At 70.1% G+C, this 10057-nt stretch carries 12 protein-coding genes and 1 pseudogene; 6 read left to right on the top strand and 7 right to left on the bottom strand.

Annotated features, from left to right (window positions below):
* Window positions 1-308, bottom strand: a 308-nt coding sequence (locus tag E1294_RS48940; RefSeq protein ID WP_181958673.1) for a dihydrodipicolinate synthase family protein, incomplete at its 3' end; no start/stop codon positions are given.
* A 71-nt stretch (window positions 309-379) separates the two neighbouring features.
* On the opposite strand from E1294_RS48940, the gene E1294_RS48935 reads away from it, so the two are divergent.
* Window positions 380-1249 carry a LysR family transcriptional regulator gene (locus E1294_RS48935; protein WP_132519217.1) on the top strand — a complete coding sequence of 290 codons (870 nt, stop codon included), beginning with the start codon at window positions 380-382 and terminating at the stop codon, window positions 1247-1249.
* A gap of 62 nt (window positions 1250-1311) precedes the next feature.
* On the opposite strand, the gene E1294_RS48930 is transcribed toward E1294_RS48935, so the two are convergent.
* Window positions 1312-1908 carry a TetR/AcrR family transcriptional regulator gene (locus tag E1294_RS48930; protein ID WP_181958672.1) on the bottom strand — a complete coding sequence of 199 codons (597 nt, stop codon included), beginning with the start codon at window positions 1906-1908 and terminating at the stop codon, window positions 1312-1314.
* 79 nt (window positions 1909-1987) lie between these two features.
* Between E1294_RS48930 and E1294_RS48925 the strand changes: the two genes are divergently transcribed.
* Window positions 1988-2941 carry a quinone oxidoreductase family protein gene (locus E1294_RS48925; protein ID WP_132519211.1) on the top strand — a complete coding sequence of 318 codons (954 nt, stop codon included), beginning with the start codon at window positions 1988-1990 and terminating at the stop codon, window positions 2939-2941.
* Window positions 2942-2944: 3 nt separating this feature from the next.
* Here E1294_RS48925 and E1294_RS48920 read toward each other — a convergent pair whose 3' ends face one another.
* Window positions 2945-3889 (bottom strand): serine hydrolase domain-containing protein, encoded by a 945-nt coding sequence (locus tag E1294_RS48920; RefSeq protein WP_246083827.1) that lies wholly within the window; start codon window positions 3887-3889, stop codon window positions 2945-2947.
* Between the two features lie 237 nt (window positions 3890-4126).
* Between E1294_RS48920 and E1294_RS48915 the strand changes: the two genes are divergently transcribed.
* Window positions 4127-5143, top strand: a complete 1017-nt coding sequence (locus E1294_RS48915) for a polyprenyl synthetase family protein (RefSeq protein ID WP_132519204.1) — start codon at window positions 4127-4129, stop codon at window positions 5141-5143.
* Here the strand turns inward: E1294_RS48915 and E1294_RS48910 are convergent.
* Both E1294_RS48910 and E1294_RS48905 read right to left on the bottom strand, forming a co-directional pair.
* Window positions 5121-5522: a hypothetical protein gene (locus E1294_RS48910; RefSeq protein WP_132519201.1), complete on the bottom strand. Its 402-nt coding sequence runs from the start codon at window positions 5520-5522 to the stop codon at window positions 5121-5123. The genes E1294_RS48915 and E1294_RS48910 overlap by 23 nt on opposite strands.
* Before the next feature lie 61 nt (window positions 5523-5583).
* Window positions 5584-6294, bottom strand: a complete 711-nt coding sequence (locus E1294_RS48905) for a class I SAM-dependent methyltransferase (RefSeq protein ID WP_132519198.1) — start codon at window positions 6292-6294, stop codon at window positions 5584-5586.
* 127 nt (window positions 6295-6421) lie between these two features.
* Between E1294_RS48905 and E1294_RS48900 the strand changes: the two genes are divergently transcribed.
* Window positions 6422-7801 carry an LCP family protein gene (locus E1294_RS48900; RefSeq protein WP_246083826.1) on the top strand — a complete coding sequence of 460 codons (1380 nt, stop codon included), beginning with the start codon at window positions 6422-6424 and terminating at the stop codon, window positions 7799-7801.
* On the opposite strand, the gene E1294_RS48895 is transcribed toward E1294_RS48900, so the two are convergent.
* Window positions 7798-8277 carry a tetratricopeptide repeat protein gene (locus tag E1294_RS48895; protein ID WP_132519195.1) on the bottom strand — a complete coding sequence of 160 codons (480 nt, stop codon included), beginning with the start codon at window positions 8275-8277 and terminating at the stop codon, window positions 7798-7800. The genes E1294_RS48900 and E1294_RS48895 overlap by 4 nt on opposite strands.
* 65 nt (window positions 8278-8342) lie before the next feature.
* Here E1294_RS48895 and E1294_RS48890 point away from each other — a divergent pair, with 65 nt between their 5' ends.
* Window positions 8343-9272, top strand: a complete 930-nt coding sequence (locus E1294_RS48890; protein ID WP_132519192.1) for an ATP-binding protein — start codon at window positions 8343-8345, stop codon at window positions 9270-9272.
* An 86-nt stretch (window positions 9273-9358) separates the two neighbouring features.
* Entirely contained in the window at window positions 9359-9745 is a 387-nt protein-coding gene (locus E1294_RS48885; RefSeq protein WP_132519189.1) for an SCO5389 family protein, read from the top strand.
* Between the two features lie 30 nt (window positions 9746-9775).
* Here the strand turns inward: E1294_RS48885 and E1294_RS48880 are convergent.
* Window positions 9776-10057 (bottom strand): annotated as a pseudogene (locus tag E1294_RS48880) (LLM class flavin-dependent oxidoreductase); the annotation flags it as partial.

Raw genomic sequence — 10057 nt, 5'->3', positions numbered from 1 at the left:
GTCACCAGCGCCGCCCCCGCCCCCTCCGGAAGGTCCCGCAGCGCCCTGGCCGTCGATCGGGTGTCGTTCCCCGTCACCCCCACCGTCAGCAGGGCCTGCCGCTCGGCGCAGACCCGCGCGCAGACGTCGATCACCAGCGCCCGCTCCTCCGGATCGAGCGCGGCCACCTCGCCGGTGGTGCCCAGCGCGACCAGACCGGCCGCACCCTGGTCGAGCACGTGGCCCGCGAGCTTCTCGACCGCGTCCGCGGCCACCTCCCCCGAGGAGGTGAACGGGGTGATCAGCGGTACGTGGATTCCTCTCAGCATGCTTCGAGGGTGACCCGCGCGCACCCGTTAGGTCCAGCACTGATTTCTTGGCCAGACGTTAAGCTCAACTTATGCTCGACCCGCGCAAGCTCCTCCTGCTCCGTGAGCTCGCCAGGCGCGGCACGATAGCCGCGGTGGCGCAGGCCGTGACGTTCACGCCCTCGGCCGTCTCCCAGCAGCTCTCCGCCCTGGAGCGGGAGGCGGGCGTGCCGCTGCTCGAACGCACGGGCCGCACCGTGACGCTGACGCCCGCCGGCCACCTCCTGGTCGAACACGCGCAGGCCGTGCTCGAACAGCTCGAACGCGCATCGGCCGCGCTCGCCACCGCACGCGGCGGGCCCTCGGGGCCGCTGCGCGTCGGCGCGTTCCCCACGGCGGCCCGCGTGCTCCTGCCGCCCGCGCTCGCCGCCCTGACCGGTGCCCACCCGGGTCTCGAACCGAGGGTCTCGGAGATCGACCCCGCCGACGTCTCGGCCGCGCTGCGGGCGGGCGAGCTGGACGTGGCGCTCGTGCACGAATACGACTTCGTGCCGCCGGTCACGGACGCGTCCATCGAGACCGAGCCGCTGTTCAGCGAGCCGATCTACCTCACCGACCGCCCCACGATCGCCGCCGCCCGCGCCGACGCGTGGATCACCAACAAACCGGGCACCCTCTGCCACACGATGGCGATCAGGGCCTGCCAGGCGGCCGGCTTCGAGCCGGTGGTGCGCCACCACATCGACGATTTCGACACCGTGCTCGCCTTCGTGGCGGCCGGTCAGGGGGTGGCGCTCGTGCCCCGCCTGGCGGCGATCGACCCGCCGCCTGACGTGTCGCTCACCCGCCTGCCGCTGAGCCGCCGCACCCTGGCGGCCTTCAGGCGAGGGTACGGCGAGCACCCGGCGATCAGGGCCGCCGTCTCCGCCTTCCGCACGGCCGTCACCCGCCTGCCCCTCTGACCTCCGCCCCGCCTGAAGGCCTGCCTCTCCAGGCCTCCGGCGCACCGAACAACCCTGCCCCTCTAGCCCTTCGGGGTGCCGAGCAGCCCGTGAACCAGATCGGCGAAGGCGGCCGCGAGCCTTTCGTGCTCTCCTGCCCGCAGGCGGCTCGCGATCGGCTCCATGTGCAGCGTGCCGAGCAGCATGTGCGCGATCTGCTCCGCGTCCACGTCGGGCCTCCCCTCAGCGATCAGCCGCGACGCGTGCCGGTGCCAGAACACGTAGATCGGGTTGGCCTGGCGCGGCTGCTCGGCGTGGGACTTCCTGGTGACCACGGCGTGCTCGTGCGCCGCCATGAGGTTGCCGTTGCGCGCCGCCAGCTCGGCCACCGCCGCGAAGAACGCGACCAGCCGCTCGACCGGGGCAGCGCCGGGGCCAAGCGGCGGCGGCCCCTCGGTGACGGCCTGCTCCAGCTCGCGCGCCCGCTCGGTCATGAGCTCCAGCATGAGCCCCGTCCGGCTGCCGAACCGGTGGAACACCGTCCCCTTGCCCACGCCGGCGGCGGCTGCGACCCGTTCGACGGAAACTTCCTCCGGCGGGTACCGCCGCAGCAGTTCCTCGGCCGCCCGCAGGATTGCCTGCCTGTTGCGCGCGGCGTCGGCCCGCTCTCGACGTTCCATCCGGAACATTCTTCCCCATGGACAAACTTGACCAATGGTCCATATATTAACTGGACCATTGGTTCAGATAGGAGCGGACATGCGCGCGATCGTCCTGACCGGAACAGGCGGCCCCGAGCGGCTCGAAGTCGCGGACCTGCCACGCCCACGCCCAGGAGAGGGCCAGGTTCTGGTCAGGGCCCAGGTCATCGGCGTCAGCTACGCGGAGACCCAGATCAGGAAGGGCACGCTGCCCTTCCCGCTCACGCTCCCCGCCGTCATCGGCGCGGAGGCGGCCGGCGAGGTCGTCGAAACGGGGAAAGGTGTCCCCGCAGAACTCCTCGGAAGCACGGTGGTGGGCGTGACCGGCGGGGTCGGGTCATACGCCGAGTACGTCCTCCTCCCCGCGGCCATGACATGCCCCGTACCGGGAGGGGTCACCCCCGAGCAGGCGCTGGCCGCGGCGGCGCCGGGCGCGATCGCCCTCGGCCTGCTGCACAGGGCGAAGCTGGAAGGAGGTGAGAGCGTCCTGGTGGAGGCGGGCACCAGCTCGGTCGGCACCTATCTGGTGCGGCACGCGAAGGAGTTCGGGGCGGGGCATGTGATCGCCACGGCAGGCTCGGCGGCCAAGCGGGACCGGGCCCTGGAGCTGGGCGCCGACGTCGCCCTCGACCACACGTGGCCCGGCTGGCCAGAAGAGCTGCCCGACGTGGACGTCGTCTTCGAGTCCATCGGCGGGAGCTCCGCCAGGCAGGTGCTCGGCCGCCTCACGCCCGGCAGCGGCCGGATGCTCTACTACGGCCTGCTGAGCGGGGAGCCCGCCGCCATCACCGCCGCCGACCTCATGGAACGCGGAGTGACGGCCGCCGGGTGCAGCGGCCCGGCCTGGGCGAAGCAGGTCTTCGGCACGCACTATCGGGAGATGCTGGCCAGGCTCGCCTCGGGCCGGAGCTCCGCGTTCATCGACCGCGCGCTGCCCATCGAGGAGGCGGCGCAGGCGCACCGCCTCCTGGAGAGCCGTACGGTCACCGGCCGGGTCCTGCTCGTTGCCTGACCCTCACCTGCCGAGCACGGCGTCGAGCAGGGTCGTGGCGCTGACCATGTCCTGGTCGTACTCTCCGGCCGTCACCGCCACGACCAGGTCCTCCTCCGGCACCGCGAGCAGTCGCTGGCCGCCGTTGCCTATGCCCTCGTACTGGCGGCGCTCGCCGGTGCCGACGTACCACTGGTAGCCGTAGCGGAACTCGCCCTCGATCACGATCCGGGGCGTGAGCATTTCCTTGATCCACTGGCCGGGCACGATGTCGCGGCCGCCGTCGAGCACCAGCTGGCCGACGGCCGCCAGGTCGAGCGGGCGCAGCCGCAGCCCGGCCGCGGCGGACTCCAGCCCGTCGTCACCCTTGGTCCAGCCGAAGTCGCCGATCCCGAGCGGCCGGAACAGCGCGGTCTCGGCGTACTCCGCCAGCGGCCGGCCGGCGCCGCGTGCGATGACGGCCCCGAGCAGCGCCGTGGCGCCCCCGCAGTACAGCCACCGCCTTCCGGCCTCCTCGACGACGGGCCGCTCGAGCACGTAGCGATGCCGGTCGGGTGCCAGCTCCATGGCGATCTCGCTGTTGGCCGGGGACGTGTAGGGGGCGTCCTCGTTCCATTCGAGGCCGAGCGTCATGGTGAGCGCGTGCTCGATGGTGAGGTGCGTCCGCTCGGGATCGGCCACCAGGTCCGGATATTCGGTGAACTGTCGCACCAGCCCCTCACCGGGATCCGGCACCAGCCCTTCACCCAGCGCGATCCCGTACAGCAGCCCCACGACGCTCTTGGACACCGACCGCAGGTCGTGCAGCGTGTCCCGGTCGAACACGACGTGTCCCAGGTCCTGGCCGAGCCGATGGTCCGGTCCGGCTCCGTAACGTTCGAGAACGACCTCCCCGCCCCGCATCACCACGAGACCGTGGAAGTTGGGCGCCGTGCCCGCGCGCAGGACCTCATCGACCCGCTCGGCCATAGCCACAATGTCCTCCTATAAGCACGATGTTCCTATAAGTCGGCACACCCTGCATATCGCCTGACACGGTGTCAGGTGCAACGCCATCCCGGAGCCGGGTTCAGCGCCGCAGGCGGCCACACCGGAACGGTGCCGGAGGCGGGCGAGCGCGGGCGAGCGCACCTTCGCCGGCACGGACTGAGAGGGTCCTCAGGGTTTCTCAGCCGTGACACAGCGGTGCCGACGCAGGCTTGGAGCATGGATCTCCTACTGAGCAGCCCGGCCATCGTGCAGGGGATGAAGAAGGTCGAGACGAGGATCCGGCGGTTGACCGGATCGTCCGCGCTGAGCGGGATCAACGCCGGCGCCGAGCGGATCGTGGCCGCGGGCGGCAAACGGCTGCGGCCCGCGATGACGCTCGCCACCTCCCTGGCGCTCGGCCACGGGCTCGACCGGCGCGTGATCACGGCTGCCGCCTGCGTCGAGCTCATCCACGCAGGCTCGCTCGTGCACGACGACCTCATGGACCACGCCACGCAACGCCGCGGCACCAGAACGCTCAACGACGAGCTCGGCGACGGCAAGGCGCTCGTCATCGGCGACTTCATGCTGGCCAGGGCCGGGCTCGCGGCCATCACGGCCGTGTCGAGGCCGGTGGCCGAGGTGCTGGCGGCCACCGTCGTCGAGCTGGCGGAAGGGCAGTTCATCGAGACGAACGACCTGTTCGACCCCGCCAGGACGCAGCAGAGCGCCCTGCGGTCCATCACCGGGAAGACGGCCGCGCTCTTCAGCGCCGGATGCCTGGTCGCCGCGGTCTGCGCGCACGCCTCCACCGAGGACAGGGCGCGGATGGCGGAATATGGGGAGAAGTTCGGGCTGATCTTCCAGATCCTCGACGACCTGCTCGACCTGACCGCCTCCAGCGACCAGCTCGGCAAACCCGCGGGCCACGACCTGCGGCAGGGCGTCTACAGCCTGCCGCTGCTCATGGCCGACGCCGACGTCCGGCACCTGCTCGGCAGGGACATGGACGACGACGAGGTGGCGGAGGTGTTGCGCAGGCTGCGGGCGAGCCGGATGGTGGACACCACGATCGAGCACTGCCGCGGTCTGGCCTCCGACGCGCTGGCCGCCTTACCGGTGCTGCACGACCGCGAGATGGCGGCCGTCCTGTACGGCCTGCCCACCGCGTACATCGATCACGTGGCGGGCATCGCCGCCCCAGCCACGGTGGACTGGACACAACCGGTGCCTAGCAGGCGCCAACCCATTTGACCGAGAAGATGTTGACCGTTTCCTTTTTGGTAAATTTCTTGATCGTCGTGCCATCGCCCGGCGGATGCAGACATGCTGTCCTCTTCGATTCGCCGAAATAGTTGTAGACGAAGCGGATGTGGTCGGCGCCGGCGACCCTATATCCGTTGTTCCTGATCCACGACGACCCTCCGTCGAAGGTGTGGGTGTGGTTGTTGTTCCCGCTGTACTGCCAGAGGGGGTATTTGGGGGGAGAGTAAATGCAGTAGTTCCCGCGCTTGCATCTGTCGATGGGGATGTCGCCGGCCGAGGTCGCCTGCGCGGGGGCGGCTGCCGCTGCCAGCGTCAGGAAGGCCACGGCTCCGAGTGAGGTGACGGTTTTCTTGAAGTGTCTGGCCATGGCCACCGTTCTACCGGACACCGATATCGATCGGCTTTAAGTCGCCTATACAGCCTTGACGTTACGCGGCGGGGCTTCTGGCTTCGAGGATCTCCGTGCGGGACCACGGCCCGCCGTACCAGAATCGCCAGCCGGCGTCGCGCCGCCGTACGTCGACGACGCCGAGCGAGCGCAGCGTGTCCTCGTACACGCGGGTGTGGTGCTGGTCGGCGATCAGCATCAGCCCTCCCGGCCGCAGCACCCGCAGCGCCTCGCGCACGGCCTGTTCCCGCCCCTCGGGCCGGGCGATGGTGTGGATGGCCTGGTCGGTGACGACCACGTCGAACGCACTGTCCTCGAACGGCAGGTCACGCAGGTCGCCCACCACCAGCGACACCCGGTCGGCGACGCCTTCCCGCCCGGCGTTCGCCCTGGCCCGCAACGCTTCCTTGGAGCGCTGTTCGAGGCCGGTCACGTGGCCCTCGTCCAGCCGTCGTGCGGCCAGCGTGAGGACGGCGCCGCGCCCGCAGCCCAGATCCAGCAGGCGCTCTCCGCCTTCCAGGCGATCCAGCTCCGCCGCCCAGACGGCCGGCTTGCCGTGCCGCGTCGTGTAGAGGTGGCTGCCCGCGCTGGCCAGCGTGTAGGTGCCGCCGAGCAGAAAGGCGACCCCCGCCTCCGGGACGTCGAACGTGAACGACAACACCGTGAGCGCCGCCAGCGTGATCACTCCGAGGAGCAGACCCGCCAGCGCCCAGGGTGCGTCGAACCCGTACCTACCGTGTCGCTTGCCCACATTCACGTTATATCTCAAGCTGGTCTTGACCGGGAATTAGCCGAACCCTGCCCCGACGCACCATCGACCACGCATTACGCATTACTAGGGTGACCTGGATGGGCACACTTTGGGGGTTTGACCAGGCATGACGGAGAGAGAACGAGGTTTTGGCCTGGGAGCGAGCATCGCACTGACCATGGGGGCGGCGATGTTGTGGGGAGTGGCGCACCTGGCGGTCGAGCGCCGCCGATCCGGTCTGGCGCTCATGGTGGCGTACGTGCTCATGCTGGCCGGCGTGCTCACCGTGATCACCGCGCACAGCGCCAACCTCCTGTCTCTGGCCGTCCAGCCCCGCTGGCTGACCGTGCTCACCGTAGCGCTGGTGACGATCGCCCTGGCCTGGACCGCCGTGATCGTCTGGTCGTTCGTCCTCGTACGCCCCCCGCGCTCGGACCGGATCGGCCGCTTCCTGACCACGACGCTGACCGTCGCCCTCTGTGCTCTCATCCTGGCCCCCACCGTCTACGCCGCCAGGATCGCCTACCTGTCGCGGGACGTCGTGAACACGTTGTTCCCGTCCAGCGCCGACAGCACGCCCATCATGGCCCATGATCCGTGGAACGGCGCGGCGCGCGTGCAGTTCCTGCTCCTCGGCGGCGACTCGGCGCCCGGCAGGCCCGGCGTGCGCACCGACAGCATGACCGTGGCCAGCGTGGACACCACGACCGGCGCGACCACGCTGTTCGGCCTGCCGCGCAACCTCCAGCGTGTGCCGCTCCCCCACGGCCCGGCCAGGACCCGCTTCCCGTTCGGCTTCAGCGGCGCGGGCCCCGACACGCCCGGCCTGCTCAACGAGATCTTCCAGTACGCCGAGGACCACCCGGACGTGGTGCCGGGCGTGCCGAAGGGCGAGCGCGGCCCCACCCTGCTCAAGCAGACGATCAGCGGCATCCTCGGCCTTCCCGTGCAGTATCACGTCCTGGTCGACATGAAGGGCTTCGCGGAGCTCGTCGACGCCATGGGCGGCGTACGGGTCACCATCAAGGACCCCATCGTGTACGGCCGCAACCGCGAGGGCCTGCTGCCGCCGGGCACGCGCAAGCTCTCCGGCGAGGAAGCCCTGTGGTACGGCCGCTCGCGCACCGACAGCGATGACTATGTCCGCATGGGACGGCAGAAGTGCCTGCTCAACGCGGTCGTCAAGCAGGCCGAGCCGATGACCGTGATCAACAGTTTCGAGCGGCTGGCCACGGCCGCCAAGCGGACCATCTCCACCGACCTGCCCCAGGACCTCCTGCCGGCCGTCGTGGACCTGTCGCAGAAGGTGAAGAACGCCAGGATCCGCAGCCTCAGCTTCGTGCCGCCGCTGATCGACACGGCGAACCCCGACTGGCGCCTCATCCGCGGCACGGTCTCCGACTCCCTGAGGGAGCGCCCGTCCACCAAGACCGTGCCGACGCGCGAGAAGCCGCCCACGACGCCGCAGCCGGACAGCCCGATCAACCTCGACGCCACCTGCGGTTAGACCGTCTCGTCCAGGTGCTCGGCGTAGTAGGCGATGGCGCGTGCGTACCCGCCGGCCCGGTCCGACTCGGCGACCACCTGGAGCAGCGTCGTGACCGCCTCGGCGGAACGCCCGGCGTTGTGCAGCGCCATCGCCATGAACGTGCGCAACGCCCCGTCGCCGGGGAACTCCTTCAGCCCTCGCTCGAACGTCTCCAGCGCCTCGGCGTGTCTGCCGAGCACCCGCAACGTGCTGCCGAACCCTGTGAAGGCCCCCAGCCGGTCGGCGTCGCTCAGCCCCTCACCCGCCAGTGCGCGTTCGTAGTGGGGGACCGCCTCGGCCTCAAGCCCGAGCACGTCGTGCGCCCATGCCGCCTGGTAGGCCACCTCGGCGTCGTCGGGATGCCGCCGGGCCAGCTCGACGAGGAGCTGCCGGGCCTGCTCGCCCTGACCTTCCTCACGCAACCGTACGGCTCGCGCCAAATCCTCATTCCTCATGGAGCGAGTGTGGCATGATGATGTTCGTCAGAAACGGTAACGATTTTCATCTCCAAGGAGGCGCCGTGAGAGTGGCGTTCGTCGGAAAGGGCGGCAGCGGCAAGACGACGATGTCGGCGCTGTTCGCGAGGCATGTGGCGAGCCAGGGTGGCCCCGTGGTCGCCATCGACGCCGACATCAACCAGCACCTCGCCCTCGTGCTCGGCCTCGACCGGCAGCCCGAGCCGCTCGGCGCCCACCTCACCGAGATCAAAGACCGGCTGCGCGGCACCAACCCGCGCATCCCCTCGGCGGAGTCCATGGTCAAGACCACCCCGCCCGGCCGCGGCTCCACGCTGCTGAGCTTCGACGACCTCGCCGCCGACCCGCTCGGGCTCACCACGCCCGACGGCCTGCGCCTGCTCGCGACCGGCCCGTTCAGCGAGGACGATCTCGGAGTGGCCTGCTACCACTCGAAGGTCGGCGCGGTCGAGCTGCTGCTCAACCACCTGGTCGACGGCGTCGGCTCCTACGTCGTGGTCGACATGACCGCCGGCGCCGACTCCTTCGCCTCCGGCCTGTTCACCCGGTTCGACCTGACGTTCCTCGTGGCCGAGCCGACCAGGCAGGGCGTGAGCGTCTACCGGCAATACCGCAACTACGCCGCTCAATACGACGTGGCGCTCGCCGTGGTCGGCAACAAGGTGCACGACGAGTCCGACGTCGACTTCCTGCGCGAGCACGTGGGTGACGATCTGCTCACCTGGATGGGACACTCAGCCGCCGTCCGCGCCATGGAGCAGGGCCGCCACTTCACGCTCGACGACCTCGAGCCGGCCAACGCCGACGCGCTCGCCCTGCTCCGCAAGACCCTCGATGAGCAGGAGAAAGACTGGGAGCGCTTCGGCCGGCAGACCGTGGAGTTCCACCTGCGCAACGCCCGCGCGTGGGGCAACGAGCGCACCGGCACCGACCTGTCCGAGCAGATAGATCCGGGCTTCGTCTACGGGCCCTGATCACACGACTGTCCCCCTCCAGGCATCTGGAGGCTCCCCCCATCACCGCCTAGCGTCACATTTGATCCCTTTCGAGAGGAGACAGCATGTCGCTGACCGTTCCGAACGATCTGCTCGACCAGGCCAAGGCTGGTGACGTGGACGACGCGGCCTTCGTCACGTGCGTGCGCGACTCGCTGCCGTACGCGTGGTCGCTGATCAGCGACCTGGCGAGCCGGCGCGAGCAGACCGGGGCCGAGTTCGCGGACAACACGGTGCCACCGCCGTCCGAGGAGGCCCGCGGCCAGCTCCTGCGTTGCCTGGCGAGCGACGCGATGCGCGGTGCGCTGGAGCGCCACTTCGGGGTCCGCCTGGCCTTCCAGAACTGCCACCGGGTCGCCGTCTTCGACCCGACGGCCACGAAGGCCCTGCAGGAGTTCGTCACTCCGCGAGCCCAGATCCTCAACCAGAAGCCGGAGCTGGTGGACTGCTGATCCCTCCCGGTGACCCGGCACCCCGCCGGGTCACCGGGGCAGCAGCGGCAGCACCTCGTCGCCGAACCGCCTGATGTTCTCCAGCGTCCGGCGATGCTCCCCGAGGCCCTCCACCATCACGATGAAGTGATCGATTCCGGTCTTCTCCGCGGTGCGCTGCAGGGTCTCCGCACAGTGCCCAGCCGACCCGACCGGATGGATGCGCGTCAGCAGATCCGCATATGCCGGGATGTTTCGTGTAGGGCGCGGCCGGTCGTCCACCGGCACATAACCCGCCAGCCCCGGCCCCAGCCACCGCGGCAACGACTCCTT

The sequence above is a fragment of the Nonomuraea diastatica genome (assembly GCF_004349015.1).
GTDB classification, from domain to species: domain Bacteria; phylum Actinomycetota; class Actinomycetes; order Streptosporangiales; family Streptosporangiaceae; genus Nonomuraea; species Nonomuraea diastatica.
This window is presented reverse-complemented; position numbering and strand designations above follow the sequence as displayed.

Coding starts and splice junctions, on each gene's coding strand:
- E1294_RS48935 (WP_132519217.1), top strand. CDS start 380: ATGCTCGACCCGCGCAAGCTCCTCCTGCTCCGTGAGCTCGCCAGGCGC.
- E1294_RS48930 (WP_181958672.1), bottom strand. CDS start 1,908: ATGGAACGTCGAGAGCGGGCCGACGCCGCGCGCAACAGGCAGGCAATC.
- E1294_RS48925 (WP_132519211.1), top strand. CDS start 1,988: ATGCGCGCGATCGTCCTGACCGGAACAGGCGGCCCCGAGCGGCTCGAA.
- E1294_RS48920 (WP_246083827.1), bottom strand. CDS start 3,889: ATGGCCGAGCGGGTCGATGAGGTCCTGCGCGCGGGCACGGCGCCCAAC.
- E1294_RS48915 (WP_132519204.1), top strand. CDS start 4,127: ATGGATCTCCTACTGAGCAGCCCGGCCATCGTGCAGGGGATGAAGAAG.
- E1294_RS48910 (WP_132519201.1), bottom strand. CDS start 5,522: ATGGCCAGACACTTCAAGAAAACCGTCACCTCACTCGGAGCCGTGGCC.
- E1294_RS48900 (WP_246083826.1), top strand. CDS start 6,422: ATGACGGAGAGAGAACGAGGTTTTGGCCTGGGAGCGAGCATCGCACTG.
- E1294_RS48895 (WP_132519195.1), bottom strand. CDS start 8,277: ATGAGGAATGAGGATTTGGCGCGAGCCGTACGGTTGCGTGAGGAAGGT.
- E1294_RS48885 (WP_132519189.1), top strand. CDS start 9,359: ATGTCGCTGACCGTTCCGAACGATCTGCTCGACCAGGCCAAGGCTGGT.